Source organism: Paenibacillus sp. MMO-58, from assembly GCF_037146255.1.
GTDB lineage: Bacteria > Bacillota > Bacilli > Paenibacillales > Paenibacillaceae > Pristimantibacillus.
In genome coordinates, this window is record NZ_JBBCVY010000002.1 from 910,891 (window position 1) to 928,114 (window position 17,224).

Below are 17,224 nucleotides of genomic sequence, written 5' to 3' on the forward strand. Positions count from 1 at the left end.
TTCGATTATTGCTGGGCAGACCATGCATCAAGCTGCTTCTGCTTTTCCGCAACAATTTTGTCAATACCCGCAGCCTTCAGCTGATTTATGAACTCAGGCAGGTTTTTCTTCGGATCAATGGTGCCGGTCTCCAGAGAGACTTTGAACTGGTTGGTCACATTCGTAACGGCGGCCAGCTCGGTCTTGACCGGTTCAGCGTTAAAAGAGAATCCGAGCGCTTTTGATTTTCTAGCCGCTTTATTGAAATCGGACATCGTTGTCCAGAGCTGCGGGTCATTCCCGGACCAAACGTATTGCAGGAACTGGTTGCCGAACAAATAACCCGTAAACAAGCCGTAACCCGTGTTTGTCGCATCGACGCCGGCCGGATAGTTAATTGTGCCATCTGCCTGCTTCACGTAATGCTTGCCTTCTATCCCCCAAGCCAATAGATTGGAAAGTTCTTTGTCCGTATACAAAAGATTAATGAACATCATTGCTCTTTCGGGATTGCCGGAGCTGTTCGCTATACTGAGCAGGAACCGGGTAATCTTGCCCGTTGTCGCTGCCGCCGGGAGCAATTCGATCGATTCGAGCGTCTGACCGGAGTTTCTGGATTCCTGCTCGGCGAAACCCGGCTTCATATGGGATAAATAAGAAGCTGCCTTCCCAGCCTTCATCACTTGCGTGCCGGTTTCCGTGCTGGTTGCGATATCCTTGGGAATAAAGCCTGCTAAATACCATCTTCTCACCGTGTCCAGCAGCTTGGCGTATTCAGGCGTTTCGTACCAGTCAACAACCTTCAGGTTGTTGTCGAAATTCGGCAGCACGCCAAATCCGTCGCCAAGGTTATCCATATAGCCATTGGAAATCGTATCAATGATGGACAATGCGTATTTATAGGTTGGAAACATGGTTGGCTCATTGTCCTTAAGCTTTTGAAATACGGGATCAAGATCGTCTATTGTCTTAACGGCGGATAAGTCAATGCCGTATTTGTCTACCAGGTCCTTGCGGATGGTAAAACCGTAATTTTCCGCCAAGTCCTTAATATCCGGTATGCCGTAAATATGACCGTCTATGCGGGCAGCCTCCAGAATTTGCGGACTTTGATCATCCAATGCAGCTTTTGCATCCTGGCCGTATCGTGCTATCAGGTCTTCCATTGGCAGCAGCTGGCCTTTTGAAGCCTGCTGATTATAAGTGCCGATGCCGCTAAAGATGACATCGACCTTTTCATTGCCGGACAGCATGAGTGTCGTTTGCTGCGCCCAAGCGCCAAAGGATATGGGAACGAACTTGACCGTGGCATTAATCTTTTCTTTTGTAATTTTGTTGACTGCTTCCTCGACAAGCCCCATATCCTTCGCATCTGCGGTTGTCGGGAATACAAAGGTCAATGCATATGGCTTCAATCCTGTATCACTCACCGCCGCGGATGCCGTGCTTGCCCCCTGTGCCGGACTATTCTCCTTATTGCTTTCAGAGGAGCATCCCGCCAGCACCACGCTTGCGCTTATGCCGATTGCCAACACCGATTTGGTCCATTTCCATACCCTTTTCATACTTAGAGCCCCCTCATAATCTCCATTAACCGCACGTTCACGATCAATCGCCGGCTATGTCCCTATTATTAAGGAAATCGCTTTTTCCGGGCTACCAATAATCGGTTATCGCTCTATTGAATTCCGACACAGTCCCGTATTTCTGCGATAATCAACAGGAGTGCTTCTGACCTTCTTCTTGAATATGGCGGAGAAATAAGCAAAGTTCGAGAAGCCTACGGCAAGCGCTACGCTGCTGACCGTCATATCGGATTTGGCAAGCAGCTCCTTGGCGATCCGCATCTTCTCTTCGACTATATAATCGGACACGGATACTCCTGCGGCTTTCTTGAAGAGCTTAGCGACATAGCCGGGACTAAGCCCGATATGGTCGGCGATATACTGGCGGGACAGGCCTTGGTCAATATGCAGGGTGATGTAGCGTTTGATTTTCTCGATCAGGAGCTGCTGCTCATCTTCCTCGTGAACCGTGCCGAGAGCTTCCTCTACAAGCTCTTTCGCCCAAGTCTCCAAATCTTCGAGAGAACTCGTGGCCGTCCGTGCCCTCTCTGGCGATAAAAGAGACAAGAAACGGCCGTCGGCCTGAAGACCTTGCCGCTGCATGGTAAACAGACACATCTGCATAAAGGACTGATAGAACTGTTGAAGTCTCTTCACATCCAGCCCTTCAACGCTACGCCAGCTCTCCAATAACCGGGCGATATCATCCTGCAGCCTGGACTTGTCTCCTTGCTTGAGCATCTCCGACCAGACGTTCATAGGAGGACCCGGTAGTTCTAATAGACATTCCGCGCGTTCCCGGAATGGCAAAACCCGCATCCAGCGGGATACGTTGTTCCAATGGCTGTCGGCCAGCTTCTCATAGAGGCCGAGTATTTCCGGGACGCTAACAAACCGCCCGGGATAACAGGACAGCTTGCAATAGAAATATTTCGCGCTTTCATGAATGAACAGCTGAAGCTTGGAGCTTAGTTCCGTTAGGTCCGTTCCCCTTATCGGACACTCGGATAGCAAGAGCAGCAGCGTGCCTCTCTTCACATGCAGGATTATTCCGCTTCTATCCGCAAGAACGATTTCCTCGGCGGCTTTTCGAATCGCGTATTCCAGCCTGTTCTCGTCGAGCGGCGACAGCTTCTTCTCCCATTGATGAATGCCAATTAACACGGGCAGCATTCTCGTATTTTCCGAGTAAGGAAGCTGCCTCTTGTCGATTGAATTGTAGAGGCTGCTTGGCGAAGAAGAGATTCGCTGTTGCAACAGGTCTTGCCAGAATTGCTCGACATGAAGCGGCTTTTCCTTATCGATTTTCTTGGCAGCGCCCGCCACAGCTGATCTTAGCTCATCCGGCTGAACGGGCTTCAGCAGATAATCAAGACTGCCAAGCTGAATCGCCTTTTTCGCGTATTCGAATTCGGAGTGGCAGGTTAAGTAAATAAACGCGATGGGCAGCTCCCTCTCCCGGACCCAAGCAAGCAAATCGATCCCTGTGCCTTGCGGCATCTCAATATCGCAGATGACGATATCGATCTGCCTGCTTTCAATGATCTCCTTCGCTTGCCGGATATTATGAGCCAAGCACACTTCAAAGATCCCTAGATCCTCCCAATTAACGCTGGCTTGAATTTTTCTTGCAATATACACTTCGTCGTCCACGATAAGCAGCGATAACATAAGCCCTCCTTATTCAGCCCTAATCGGCAATTGAATACGAATATCTGCCCCCGGTGAATTGCTGATAGCCATTGACGCCCGTCCGGCATAGAGCAGCGACAGTCTCTGCTTTGCATTCCAAATGCCGATACGTTCACCGGATTCAGTCAGCAGATTGCTGCCTTCTTCAAATTTGCGGATGACCTCCTCGGGGAAGCCGCTGCCGTCATCGTAAATGCGGACAAGCATTGATTCACCGTCAGCATCCGTTAAGCGTCTGATCGTGACGAAGATCGTTACCGGCTGATCCAGCGTCACCGCATGCTTAATCGCGTTCTCGACGAATGTCTGTACAAGCAGCGGAGGGATCCGCGCATCTAACAGCTCTTCCGCTGCGGTAATTTCATACTTCATTTGTTCAGGGAAACGAAAAGCCTGAATGCGCAAATAGTTTCGTACATGCTCAATCTCATCCCTAACGCTGACGAAATCCGAATGTCCTCTGAACATAAAACGGAAATAGCGGATTAGCGACAGCGAAAGCTCTTTGATTACATCGCCTTTGTTATCCTCAGCAAGATAGTAGAACGTGTTCAGAGAATTCAAATAGAAATGGGGATTGATCTGAAGCTGCAAATGCTTGAGCTCAGCCCTTTTGGTCAGAAGCTGCTCTTCATAAATATCGATTTTGAGTCTCTCGATTTGGGAGGCCATGCTGTTAAAGCTTTCGTTCATAAGCTCGAACTCAAGCGACGTGGAGCCAACATCCATTCGGGTATCCAGCCTTCCTTCCCTCAACCTGCGCATGGCGACCATCAGCCTGTAAACGGGAATAAGAACGATCCTTCGGAGGAACAACCAAGCTCCGAGCAGAACAAATCCTGTGCCTAACACAATGAGAACAATCATACGCCGCTTATAAGGCAGCTTTTCGACAATACTGCGGTCACTCAAAATGGCGGCTAGAGCAAAATCGCCTCTCCCCGATTGTTCTTGAATGACCATAAACCGTTCAACGTCTCCCGTCACGCGATAATCTTCCTGTAAAGGAAGGACATTGATATGTCTGGCGGCGATCCAATCCGCCCCCTCCATCGGCTGTTCATTGCGGTCAAGCATAACGGCTAAGCCCGAGGCTTCTAGGTCCAGTTCATCAAGCGCGCTCATAACCCGGTCATAGTTGATTAAGGCGCCAACATATACATTTCCGGATTTGAACAGGCGAATAAGATAGGTTTTTCCTCCCAGCTCAAGACTCGACCACTTCCAATACCGGGAGGTGGGATTCACTTGCTGGTTCTCTACGGCCGCGTTGAGCCTCTGCCGAATCATATCCAAATTCCTGCTTTCCGCAGCTTGATTCTTGGGGGCAAGCACCAAATCGCGGTTGGCAGGCGAATACAAGAAGTAATAATCGAGGGACGCGGAGCCCGTATCCGAGTAGAGCTGTTGATATAGCTGGTATTTGGCCAGATTGTACAAATCGGGATCTTCCGTTTCAGACCGCTCCAAATAGAGGAACCCTGTCTCCTCCGTCGCGAAGCGGAACAGGTAATCGTCAATTCCTTCCAGTTCCTTGTCGATCAGCCCCATGTACAGATGGAGCATATTTTTGTTGGACTGCGCGACCTGATTGCGAACAAGCTGAACAGAGTACAAGTTGTTATACATCAGCAGAAATAAAATAGGGGTCACGACAATCAGCAGTCCAATGATGATCTTGAAACGAATGGAATGAAAATCCGACCTTCTCCACAGCCTCATCATCAATCCCCCCAGGGTAGGTTGAAAAAAGCCCGGACTTCAACAGTCTCGGGCCAAGTCGGCATTGATTACTTTATTCTCTTTCTGCTTGCCAGATCGGCTGCAAGCTCTCCTGTCCGTTTCTTATTAAGCGGATAGACAAAAGCGAGCAGCAAAGCAACAACCAAGAACACAATAGCGGGAACAAGCGTACTGAGCAGGTACAAGCCGTTCAAAGTGTCTTGCGTCTGCGACTTTAACGCGGAGTTGTACCCGATAGCCGTAATCGCGATACCGCCTAAACCGCCTGCAAGCGCTTGACCAACTTTGCGGGCGAAGGAGTATACGGAATAGACGGTGCCGTCTTCCCGCATCCCGGTGACGTATTCATGATAATCAATCACGTCCGTAACAAAGGCCCAGATGACCAGATTAAAGAAGGCGGACCCAAATGCGCCTAACGCGGAAATACCAATGAATACGCCAACATCCAGACCAGGGATGAAATAAAGAATCAAGTTCACGGCAGCTGCGAACAGCATGCCGGCAGCTGCAACCTCTTTCTTGCCGAATTTGGCAATCAGCGGCTTGGAGAGAGGAATGGCAGCCAATATGGCAACCACTTGAACAAGACCAACAATGCTTAGAACGGATGCATTTCCGAAATAATTTTTGTATAAATACACATTTACCGCACCCGTCAACATCGTCAGCATCATAAAGACGAGAGAAATGACCAGAATCGAGATAAGCGGCTTGTTTTTAGTCAGTCCCTTGAACGAACGCCATACATTCATTTTGATCATTTGCGACTCGGAACGATCGATCCGCTCCGTCGACATCCGGTAGCAAGCCATGTAGCAGCTGAGCGACAACAATCCGAATAAAACAGCTCCCAGCATGAACCGGCCTGCATTCGCCTCATTGTCAACGAACAATATTTGAGGCCCTATGACATTAATGATAACGCTTGCAAATAATCCGCCCATCGTGCGGTATGTCGATAGCTGGGTGCGTTCAACCGGATCGCTCGTAATAACCGAAGCCATGGAGCCGTAAGGAATGTTGACCGTACTGTAGAACGTCCCCCAAATCAAATACGTAACAAAGGCATAAGCCAAGTAAAAGCCTTCGGACATGTTAGGAATTTGGACGAACATAAGCACGCCGGATATAATGAGCGGAAAGGACATCCGGAATATCCATGGCTTAAACTTGCCTTGCGGGCTCCGTTTGCGCGAATCGATAAATCGTCCCCATGCGACATCCGCCACCGCATCCCACAGACGCGCAATCAGAAACAAAACTCCTACTATGCCTGCGCTGATATGAAAAACATCCGTGTAATAGACCATCAGGAACGAGCTCACCAAAATAAAGAAAAAGTCGTTCCCGAAATCGCCGAACAAATAACCTATTTTATCTCGCAATCCAAACTTTCTTATCTCTATTTCGCTGTCCATTTGCCGAGTATTTTCAAGCGGTGCAGTCTGGCTCATTGCTGCTTGCCCCCTCTATGAAAGCTAAGATCTTAGGTTCTGCTGATTTTCGTCAATTCTTTGTTGATGCGATACATCACTTTATCCGTGAAAACATCGGAAGCCATGCCTGCTATCAATTCCATCGACATGCCCTCAGCCATCCCATACATGGGGTTGTCCACGAAACTAGCGCCCAGATATTTCTCCACGACTAATTTCGCTTCCGGATGATTCATCATTTCCCTGATCGTGCAGCGGGTAGAGAACGCATCGTCTGTAATGATTAGCTCTTCCATCTCGATCTCTTCCTCTTCGGGAAGCTGGAACCAGTTGCTTACGATTCCGCCTTTGTCTTCCGGCGCTTCATAGCTTGGATTTGGCTCATTAGTCCGGTTAAACAATGCCTTGTCCTCTACAAGTATGCCGTAAGCGTTCGAGACAGCGCGTACCGTATTCAAGCCTTCTTGAAGGGGCACATGATCGAAAATAAAGATCCGATTGTCAGAGGTTAACGTCTGATGCTGAACGCCGTTTACGTATAGAGATACTTCATCGCAATTGGAGTACACTTTTATCGAAATCGCTTGGTGAGGGCGGTCAATATAACGCTTGCCGCCAATATGAACGAATTTCTCATCCGACCAATTCGCTTTGTACATATAGAAGGCGTCTTTTTTAATTTGACGGTCATACGTCACAAGACCTTTATTGTTGCGCCCCTTCACGCCGCCTTCGTCACGGATGTTGGCTCCAAAGTCGAACATATTCCAAACGTAAGTTGACCAAAGGAACGGACGTGCCTGGAAAATACTCCATACCTTCTCATGGAATAAAGCATGGTATTCCTCCGAGTAATCCTTCACCTGCGGGTCGTCGTTATGGTATTCAACGATACCCTCCGCCCCGTATTCCGAGATGCCGAGCCTGACAGTCGGATTCGTTTGGTGGAACCCGTCGATCCAGCCCGCGAAATCTTCCACCTTGCCTTGATACCAGCCGTAATATTTGTTGTACCCCACAACGTCTGTAACGCGGTTATAATCGTCGTTATCCGGAACGAACATGACGTTCGCCATCGTGGTTAATCTCGTTGGATCTTCTTTCTTGGTCAGTTCGTTCAGCTCGCCTACCAGCCTTCTAAGCTCGGGACGCTCGCCGCTGATCTGAATTTCATTCTGTATGCCCCAAAAGCAAATCGACGGATGGTTGAAGTTTTGCCGGATCAGCTCAATCATCTGCTGCTTCGCGTTGATGCCTTCCAGCTCATTCTTGGACATTACGGAGATAAAAGGAATCTCGGCCCAGAGGACCATCCCCTCTTGATCGCATAAATCATAGAAGTATGGATCATGCTGATAATGGGCCAGGCGAATCGTGTTCGCTCCAACCTCCTTAATAAGCATCATATCTTCTTCATGCTCTCGCTTGGAGATGGCCCATCCCATATCTTTACGGTCCTGATGTCTGGATACCCCGCGCAGAGGATGCGACTCACCGTTCAGGAAAAAGCCTTGTTCCGCGTCTACTTCGAAATAACGAAGTCCCACGGGAATGGAAAGCGAATCCAATGTATCGTTATAGGAATGAATAGAGACTCGCGCTTCGTATAAATACGGATTGCTGCGGCCATTCCATAATGTCGGCTGACAAACGGTCAGCGGCATATCCACCTCAAGCTCTTCTCCCGCTTCCAGCACGACTTCCTTGGCCGTATAGGCTTCGGTACGTCCGTCTGCATCAACGAGGTCTGCCCAAAGTCTTACCTTCTTTTGCGAATCAAGCAAATTAACCATTCTTGTCCGAATCTTGAGTACCGCTTGCTCCCGGCTAACTTGTTCTTGAATTACATATACGCCCTGCGAACCATAATCCATCATGTCAATATGAACGGGATTCACGATCACGAGGTTGACATCCCGATAAATGCCTCCGAAGAAGGTGAAATCGGCCATCTGAGGGTACACATCGTCAACAACCGTATTGTCTACCTTAACAGACACCAGATTCGCTTCCCCGAAGCATACATGCTCCGTAATATCGAACCGGAAAGTCGAATAACCCCCGCGATGCTGACCCAAGTAAGTACCGTTAATATACACATCCGTGATGCTGTTCGAGCCCTTGAACTCGATAAACACACGATTACCTGAAGCGGAACGGTCTATCGAAAATTCTCTTTTATACCAGCAAGCGCCTTTATAAAAATCAAAGCCGTTCGCGCCGTCGATTGCGTTCCAAGTATGAGGAACCTTCACCGATTCCCATCCGTCCGCATCCATTAGGCGAGCTGCAGCGTCCGAGACCTCCTGCTTCGTGAATAGCCAATTTCCGTTAAGACTAATACATCTCCTCATCGTACTTGCTCCCTTCCAGTCATCTGTCCACAATGATAGCGGTTACATTTGTGATTGTAAGCGATTCACTCCAATAATGATCGCACAATTATGTTTGACTTCGCACAATATTGATGTACGATAAAAATATGACTAAGATATAGAAGGAAGTGAACCAAGCGATGTTGGAAATGGAACGACATCACTGGATTAAAGTTAATAAAATTGCGACGATTGTTCATCAAGTAACCAAGCTGGACGTTCGGGTTATCGACCGGAATGGCCATAACCGGCTGGAGTGGGTGTCGCACCAGCTTCCGGCGTGCATGACGGATTTATCCGCCCAGTACGAGACGATCCTTGCTTATTTGGATAACAATCCTCCAGGCAGCTATTTTTATTACGTCAATACATGCGGTCTCGAATTTATTGCGGCAGCAGCAACGGAAAGCGGCGATTTAAAGACAAGCTATGTACTGCTTGGGCCTTTTCTGTCCAGTAATCCGGATAGCGACTTTATAAGCGGCATCATCTACCTGAACCGTCTGCCTATCGGAGAACGCAAGGTTCTTCAGGAATTTTATCGATCCTTAAGGATGATCAGCAGCAACGAAGGAACCTCCTTAGGCGACCTGCTTGTCCAATTATGCGCGCATGAACCCGTTGATGCCCGCCTCATTACAACGGACATTCAAACTCTTCCGCCAGTGGACAAGGAACGGCAACGATCGGACATCGCGGATAACTACAATATTATTGATATCAGGTACCGGTATGAGAAAACCGTGATGAACGCCATTACGAAGGGAGATACTTCAGCGGTACAGAAACTGGTGAAAGAAGCCGCGGGCCTATTCGAATTACCCGACCGGTTTCCGGAAAGCCCGATCCGGTCGGCCAAAAATTTACTGATTGTCAGTAATACGATTTGCAGAATCGCAGCGGAGCGAGGCGGCATGAAGCCGATGCAGCTTCATACGCTTTCGGAGAGGTTTGCGATTATGATTGAAAGGGCATCCAACCTGCCCCATATCAAAAAAATCGGCGAAAGGATAATGATCGAATATTGTGAAGCGGTGAAGGAGGACTCCACCAAACAATACAGCATTTCCATTAAGAAAGCCGTAGACTACATTTCATTGCATCTGGACCAGCCATTGACGCTATCCGGTCTTGCCAAGACCATAGAAGTAAGCGCCTCTCATCTATCAAGACAGTTCAAGCTGGAAACCGGCATGGGGTTTACGGATTATGTCAATTGGAAACGGATTGAGGAGTCCAAGCTCTATTTGCAAAGCGGTACTCTTCCCATAACAGATATTGCTCTCCTTGTCGGATTTAACGATTTGAATTATTTTGGCCGAGTGTTTAAGAAATATACCGACAGGACTCCCTCGCAATACGTTCATTCCTTATTTAAATAAAGATCAAGTAATCAAATCAATAAGCTTCTGTGCGGCTTTACTCAAATAATGCTGCTTCAGCCAAATAATCGCCGAGCTTGAAGTAACGTCCGGCCCGTCGATTGGCACAACCCGGATGCGGTGATTCTGATAGCGGTTCACCGAGGTACGCGGCAGAATCGAAGCGCCAAAGCCCGAAGCGATAAGCTCCACAAGCATGCCGATATCCGAGCATTCTCCTATAATCGCAGGCGAAAGTCCGCGCGAGTGGAATTGGTCGAGGATCAGATGATAAAGCCCTAACCCCTCGGTACTCGGGAGAACAAGCGGGTGCTTGGCAATACAATCGTACGTAACCTTATCAAATTCCTCGTCCCCTGCTCCCGTCACGAAAAACAAAGGCTCGGCGCCAAGAATGACGTGATCGAATTCCTCCAGACTGACCGGAAGCCGGACGATCGCCAAATCCAAGGCTTTGTCCTTGATCAGCCTCGTCAGCGTATTCGTCTCATTCTGCTGAATCTTGAACGTAACCTTCGGATACAACTGGCGAAAGACGCTAAGCACGACCGGAAGCCGTTCATCCGACAACGTATTGATTCCGATCGACAGCTTCCCCCGAAGTCCAAGACCCGATTCCTTCACTTCTTCCTTCGCTTCCTCCAGCAGCCTTGTAATGGTAAGCGCATGCTCGTACAACGTTTTGCCCGGCGCCGTCAGCTCCAGATGGCGGCCGCTGCGGATAAATAACGACACGCCAAGCTCCTCCTCCATCAGCTTCAGCTGTTGGCTGAGCGGAGGCTGCGACATATGCAGACGTTGCGCCGCCGATGTCACCTGAAGCTCTTCCGCAAGGGCAATGAAGTAACGCAATTGTTTAATATCCATTTTCGTTCCCACCCGTATGTCTGCTATATGATTTTCATATGCTTCCGCAATTTATTTAATATTTTTAATATAGTTATGCTCATGATACCATATACGAAGCATTCGGGAGAAAAACGAAGCTCGAAGTGAACGGAAATTTTGAAGAAAGCTGGGAATAGTAATGTTAAAAACAAAAGATAGCTTCACCGTACTGCTTGCCGGCATGCAGTGGCTGTTCTTTATATTTACGAATACGGTTATGGTGCCGCTCTCGATCGGCCACGCGCTTGGACTTGCGCCGGAGGATATTGCGGCTTCGATGCAGCGCTCCTTTATATTGACCGGACTGCTCTGTATCGTTCAGGCGGTATGGGGGCACCGTTACGCGCTAATGGATGGTCCGGCTGGCGTCTGGTGGGGGCTTGTGCTCAGCATCTGTGCTTCCGCACCCGCGATGGGACTGGATATCGGCACGGTGGCGGCAAGCCTTAGCAGCGGCTTTATTATCTCAAGCAGCGTAGTCATTATGCTTGCGTTATGCGGCTTCCTGAACGTACTGCGGCGCATCTTTACGCCGATGGTTATGGGCGTGTTCCTGCTGCTCCTCACCTTCCAGCTTGCCAACACGTTTTTCAAAGGGATGATTGGATACGATCAAGGCGGCAAATGGGATTTGAAGCTGGCTGGCTTATCCCTGTTTATTATTATCGTTGTTGCATTTATTCATTTGAAGGGCAAAGGGAAATGGGGACAATTCTCCCTGCTGGGCGGGATTATTGTGGGCTGGATTGCTTACGCTGTCTTTTTCGGAAGTCAGAGCCGCATGGAAACGGCAAGCGGAGGCACCGGCATCTGGCACTGGCTCCCTTGGGGAGCCCCGGGCTTTGAGCCGGGCATTATTATGGTAGGCCTGCTTGCAGGGCTCGTCAATATGACCAACACGCTTACGAGCTTGACGGCGGCGGGAAGGCTTTTCAAACGGGAAGCGACCAACAAGCAGTTCGTCCGCTCGATCCTGTTTACGAACGGCTTCTCGATTCTGGCCGGGTGTCTAGGCTTAATTCCGTTCGGAACATTTGCATCGTCGATCGGGTTTCTCGAAAATACGAAGGTACTGCGCCGTGCCGCGCTTATTGCAGGAGCAATGATGTTTATTATCGTCGGAATCTTCCCGGCATTAGGCGGCTGGCTGGCTAAGCTGCCGTTGTCCGTCGGGAATGCGGTATTGTTCGTCGCTTACCTGCAGATGTTCGGCACCGCGATCCGTTCCTTCCAGGGAACAACGTTTAATGCCAAGACCATTTACCGGGTTGCGCTTCCGGTTCTGACCGGTATCAGCATAATGAACATTCCGGCTTCTGCCTTCGCGGAGTTCCCTCCGCTCCTGACGCCAATTCTCTCCAACGGACTTATTATCGGAGTTATTCTCGTCATCATTTTGGAGAACGTCATCCAATGGAATAAATTCGAAGGGAAACCTTTAATTGCGGAAAAGGAATCTCCTACACAACAAATCGTTTTACAGCGTCAATAATGAAATCAATAAGGACTGTCCATAAGTCATAAAAATGACGATGGCACAGTCCATTTTTATTTTCTGGTTATACAGCAACCTGCGTATTTTAATGTTCTTCCGATCGCCATTGCTCAGGGATTCCTTGAAATAAGTTGGTAAGGTTGGAATCCCTTCACAAAAGCGAACGCTAACGCTTCTCCAGAATCATCAAAATACTCCGTTTGCCTTTAACCTATCATTAAAATATACCAGACTATGCATGAGCCATAAAAAGGCTCTATCCCCTATTAAAACACCCATTCGGATTCGGCATTTTGTCCATAAACTATGAGATAAGCTGCCGCGGCGAGGGGATGCGAGTCTTGCATGTTTAACTGTATCGGTAAAGTCGTTATCGTAAATAACAGCGGCATTATCCATTTTGGATTTGTCAAACAAATCGCTCCCGAATCCATTCAAGTCGGCAACGGCAACGGCTCAACGACATCTGAAGCGGATTTGGAGGAAACGGGGAGAGAAACCGAAAACCAAGCTAATGGGGAAGACAGCAATAGCGGCAACAGCAGTACTAATGGCAATAGCGGCAATAAAGGCAATAAAGAGAAAGTCACTAACGGAAGAAGCAAAGGTACTAGCAAAAGCAAAGGTACAAGCAAAAGCAAAAGCAAGCCAACCGGCAAAACGACTGCTGCGAAAAAAACGTCAGCACCAGCCGTGACTTCCTTGCCTAACCTGCCTTTCGGCAATATCGGCAAAAATCATCCGTTGCTCAAATTAATGAAAGGGTTCAAGTAAGCCGAATCGGCTAGCTTGAACCCTTTCATTTTCACTCAAATATATGGGATAAACGGGATCCGTTATTGTTCCACAACCACTTGCGGGATTTCGAATCGCCTTGCGCCGTGTCCTTCAGCTGGCCGCTGAGTTCCATGAACCAGGCTTGATCCTGCGCCTCAAGAGCGAGATCGATCAAGCTGCGGATATCCTCCTCGTCGGGAGCCCACTCCGCCTGCTGTCTCAAATGATGAACCTTAGCAAGCGCCATACGCCCGGCCGAATCCTCGTTATCCGATTTTACAACATGAACCTTTGCAACATTTTGTTCCACGTCGATATGCTCGACATAGCCGAAAACAAATTCACCGCTGATCGTTTGACCTTGCACCCAATCGCTGACTGCAATACTCATGGTCATCACCGCCTTAATTGAAGTGAGTAACTGTAACTTAAGTTGTTACTGTTATAATAATGTATACAGTTAATGATGTCAACAGGCTAATGGAAAGATTACTCATGCTCCTGATCATGATCCCAGAACTGAACTTTAATCAGCGCATCGGTGATCCGATTGTCTGAGTTCTGGAACCGGTTCAGTTCCGTTGTTTCACTATCCGGGAGGCTGTTCTTGTAAAACAAATGAAGAGCGTATTGTTCATTGTTGGCAGGTTTCAGCTCATTTCATACATCCTCTTTCGAAGGATTCGTGCTGCAGCCCGTTAACGAAAGAAACAGCAATACCGCTGCCAGCAGCACAGAAACGATTCAAGGTCTGTTCATTCTCTCCTCCTGCAAGTATGTGATACCCATTATACATAAGTGCAAGGGAGAAGTTTTACTCGAAATCCCCTAAAATCATCTCATCCAAGGCTGTGCCGCCAAGAACCATCGGGTATACGTTCTCGTCCATCGGAATAACGAACTCTACGAGCACCGGACCCGGCGTTTCCAACGCTTCCTTCCAGGCAGCGTCGGCTTCCGCTTTGCTCGAAGCGCGCAAGCCTTTTAACCCGTAAGCTTCCGCAAGCTTTACAAAATCCGGACTTCCCGCCAGATCAATCTGGCTCAGCCGATTCTCGTACATAAGCTCCTGCTGCTGTCTAACCATGCCAAGCACCCGGTTATTCAGAACAACGATCTTCACCGGAATTTGCTGCACCGCGCAAATCGCCATTTCCTGGGCGCACATCTGCATTCCGCCATCGCCGTTGATCGAGATAACCAGCCGGTCGGGATTGCCGATCTGGGCACCAACCGCAGCGGGAAAACCAAAGCCCATCGTGCCAAGTCCTCCGGAGGACAGGAGCGAGCGCGGCTGATTAAACTTGTAAAACTGCGCCGTCCACATTTGATGCTGGCCTACGTCTGTTGAAATAATCGCGTCGCCATGGGAAGTCTGATGAATCATCTCGAGCACATATTGCGGCTTCAGCTCGTTATCCGAATCGTTGTAGCGCAACGGATGCCGGGACTGATACTGCTTGATCTGCTCCATCCAGCCTTCGGTTTTGGCAGGTGCGGCCAACGTACAGGCGTAAGCAAGAATCCCCTTTAAATCGCCTACGATGCTGATATCCGCTTTAATAATCTTATCGATCTCGGCCGGATCGATATCAACGTGGACAATCTTTCTGGCCTGCGGCGCAAAGCCCCCTACCTTCATCGTCAGCCGGTCGTCAAACCGGGAACCAAGAGAGATAATCAGGTCCGCCTGTTGAATGGCCATATTTGCCGCGTAATTGCCGTGATGCCCTGCCATGCCTAGCGCATAATAATGTCCGCTCGGAAATCCGCTTAGTCCGTGCAGGGTTGTAACGACCGGGATCTGCGTCCGCTCAATAAACCGGATAAATTCTTCGGAAGCATTCGCATGAACGATTCCCCCTCCGGCAATGATAACGGGTCTTTCCGCTTCCGCCATCGCCGTCAGCCATTCATCTACACGCTCTGTATCAATCGCCGGGTCAGGCTCATAACCGCGAAGTTTAACCTCCGCCGTGTACGGCTCATAGAGCAGCTTCGCATTCGAGATATCCTTCGGAATGTCGATCAGAACCGGACCTTTTCTCCCCGTGCTCGCCAGATAAAAGGCTTCATGCAAAATTCGCGGAATATCTGCCGCATCGCGTACCGAAAAGCTGTGCTTCGTAATCGGCATCGTGATGCTGATAATGTCGGCCTCCTGGAAAGCATCCGTTCCAATCATAAACGTTGGGACATTAGCGGTAATGATGACCATCGGGATGGAATCCATATGAGCAGTTGCAATGCCGGTTACCAGGTTCGTCGCTCCCGGTCCCGAGGTTGCGATGCATACGCCAACTTTGCCGGTGGAACGGGCGTAGCCGTCGGCTGCATGAACCGCACCTTGCTCATGGCGGGTAAGGATATGCTTGAACGCTTTATTTTGCGTCATCGCATCGTAAATATATAAAGCACTCCCGCCCGGATAACCAAATACCGTATCCACGCCTTCATCCAATAATCCTTGCAGCAATGCTTCCGAGCCAGTCATCCAGGTTTTTGTCGATTGTTCCATAATGGGCAGCCTCCCGTAATAAAAAATAACCCCTTTCTTCCCCGGCTAATCACAGCAATGCTGCAAGGCCATAAGGGACGAAAGGGGTTTAGTCTTCGCGGTACCACCCTGGTTCACCGACATTCTCGCGAATCCGGTCTCAAGAGGCAGGAATACTCCTGCCTGCTGCACGTTAACGTGTGCAATTCCGGTCGAGCCTACTTGGCTGAAACTCCAGCTTTCGGTCAACAGCTCCGAGATGACCACGTCCATCGCTTACGGCAAAGGTTCCACCAATCCCTCTGCTCTCTGTGCATAAGCCGCATGCCGCTATTTCTCTTCCACGCTTCTTTTATGAAAATCATAAAACCCCTTTCTTCCACAGGCGTCAGCATACAGCTGAACTTGCCTAGGGACGAAAGGGGTTATCTTCGCGGTACCACCCTGGTTCACCGGCGTTCTTGCAAATCCGGTCTCATGAGATAAGCTTCTGCTTACCTGCTGCACAATAACGTGTGCCAATCCGGTTGAGCCTACACAGCTGAACTTCAGCCTTCAGTCAACAGCTCCGAGATGACCTCATGCAACGCTTAAGGCAAAGGTTTCAGCATTCCCTCTGCTCTCTGGACATAAGCCGCCTGCATGTTATTCTCTTCTGCGCTTTTGCTTTTGCACATCATAGCATATCAAAATCGGCTTTTCAATCCGTATTTTTCCCAGTCGCGTTATTCCTGCGGTTTAACGTTTTATGCAAAATTAGAAATATAACGACAGCAATCACTACTCCGCCAAGCGCCGAAGTCATATCCTTCTGCGAATCAAACACGTCTCCCTCAAGCCCGATATACTTGGCCGCCATCTTCTTGTTAAACAAATAGGCCGACCACATTTCGAGCAGTTCGTATAATGCGCTTGCCGTCATAATCATCGTAAAGGTCACGATATAAGCTGGCCATTTCCTGTGCAGCTTCAGAAAATATTGAACCGACTCCCGTACGGGAAAGGCGATCATTAGGCCAAAGGCGAAATGGACAATACGGTCGTAGAACCCTCTTTTGATATGAAAAAGCTGCTTCAGCCAATCATCGATCGGTGTATCCTGATACGTGTAATGCGCGGCGTAAGCATGCATCGCGAGGAAGATTGCGATAAGCAAATACGATAAATTGCTAAGCGGAAACTTCCGGTACACCACAATCAGAATAATGACAAAAGCAACCAGGAGTGAATTTTCGACCGCCCATATTTTCCAGTCAGACGGACGGATCGCCATGATGATCCAGAACACCGTAAATACGGCTATCGTTATCTGCAGTACTCTATTCTGTTTGAACGGAATCAGATGGCTTCGCAGCCATTTGGACTTGTCTGTCATACGGATGCAACCTCTTT

At 48.9% G+C, this 17,224-nt stretch carries 12 protein-coding genes; 3 read left to right on the forward strand and 9 right to left on the reverse strand.

The window, feature by feature from the left end:
* Positions 1-5: 5 nt before the first annotated feature.
* The 5 genes from WFJ73_RS09935 to WFJ73_RS09955 form a co-directional block, all read right to left on the reverse strand.
* Positions 6-1,544, reverse strand: coding sequence for an ABC transporter substrate-binding protein (locus WFJ73_RS09935; RefSeq protein ID WP_336772865.1), 1,539 nt, complete (start codon positions 1,542-1,544; stop codon positions 6-8).
* 105 nt (positions 1,545-1,649) lie between these two features.
* Positions 1,650-3,215 (reverse strand): response regulator transcription factor, encoded by a 1,566-nt coding sequence (locus tag WFJ73_RS09940; RefSeq protein ID WP_336772866.1) that lies wholly within the window; start codon positions 3,213-3,215, stop codon positions 1,650-1,652.
* Between the two features lie 9 nt (positions 3,216-3,224).
* The gene (locus WFJ73_RS09945) at positions 3,225-4,961 is read right to left on the reverse strand and encodes a sensor histidine kinase (RefSeq protein ID WP_336772867.1); all 1,737 of its coding nucleotides are present in this window, start codon (positions 4,959-4,961) and stop codon (positions 3,225-3,227) included.
* A gap of 65 nt (positions 4,962-5,026) precedes the next feature.
* Positions 5,027-6,436, reverse strand: a complete 1,410-nt coding sequence (locus WFJ73_RS09950) for an MFS transporter (protein WP_336772868.1) — start codon at positions 6,434-6,436, stop codon at positions 5,027-5,029.
* 32 nt (positions 6,437-6,468) lie between these two features.
* Complete coding sequence (locus WFJ73_RS09955) at positions 6,469-8,772, reverse strand: glycoside hydrolase family 2 protein (RefSeq protein WP_336772869.1); 2,304 nt, start codon at positions 8,770-8,772, stop codon at positions 6,469-6,471.
* 161 nt (positions 8,773-8,933) lie between these two features.
* Here WFJ73_RS09955 and WFJ73_RS09960 point away from each other — a divergent pair, with 161 nt between their 5' ends.
* Entirely contained in the window at positions 8,934-10,175 is a 1,242-nt protein-coding gene (locus WFJ73_RS09960; protein WP_336772870.1) for a helix-turn-helix transcriptional regulator, read from the forward strand.
* A gap of 3 nt (positions 10,176-10,178) precedes the next feature.
* Here the strand turns inward: WFJ73_RS09960 and WFJ73_RS09965 are convergent, their stop codons facing one another.
* Positions 10,179-11,042 carry a LysR family transcriptional regulator gene (locus WFJ73_RS09965; protein WP_336772871.1) on the reverse strand — a complete coding sequence of 288 codons (864 nt, stop codon included), beginning with the start codon at positions 11,040-11,042 and terminating at the stop codon, positions 10,179-10,181.
* 160 nt (positions 11,043-11,202) lie between these two features.
* On the opposite strand from WFJ73_RS09965, the gene WFJ73_RS09970 reads away from it, so the two are divergent.
* Together WFJ73_RS09970 and WFJ73_RS09975 are read left to right on the forward strand one after the other, a co-directional pair.
* Entirely contained in the window at positions 11,203-12,555 is a 1,353-nt protein-coding gene (locus WFJ73_RS09970; RefSeq protein ID WP_336772872.1) for a uracil/xanthine transporter, read from the forward strand.
* Positions 12,556-12,903: 348 nt separating this feature from the next.
* Positions 12,904-13,332 (forward strand): hypothetical protein, encoded by a 429-nt coding sequence (locus WFJ73_RS09975; protein ID WP_336772873.1) that lies wholly within the window; start codon positions 12,904-12,906, stop codon positions 13,330-13,332.
* 31 nt (positions 13,333-13,363) lie between these two features.
* Here WFJ73_RS09975 and WFJ73_RS09980 read toward each other — a convergent pair whose 3' ends face one another.
* The 3 genes from WFJ73_RS09980 to WFJ73_RS09990 all read right to left on the reverse strand — a co-directional run bounded on the left by WFJ73_RS09980 (position 13,364) and on the right by WFJ73_RS09990 (position 17,207).
* Positions 13,364-13,726: an IDEAL domain-containing protein gene (locus WFJ73_RS09980; RefSeq protein ID WP_201001748.1), complete on the reverse strand. Its 363-nt coding sequence runs from the start codon at positions 13,724-13,726 to the stop codon at positions 13,364-13,366.
* 423 nt (positions 13,727-14,149) lie between these two features.
* Entirely contained in the window at positions 14,150-15,853 is a 1,704-nt protein-coding gene (gene ilvB / locus WFJ73_RS09985) for a biosynthetic-type acetolactate synthase large subunit (RefSeq protein ID WP_336772874.1), read from the reverse strand.
* A 679-nt stretch (positions 15,854-16,532) separates the two neighbouring features.
* Positions 16,533-17,207: a DUF2238 domain-containing protein gene (locus WFJ73_RS09990; RefSeq protein WP_336772875.1), complete on the reverse strand. Its 675-nt coding sequence runs from the start codon at positions 17,205-17,207 to the stop codon at positions 16,533-16,535.
* Between the last annotated feature and the right edge of the window lie 17 nt (positions 17,208-17,224).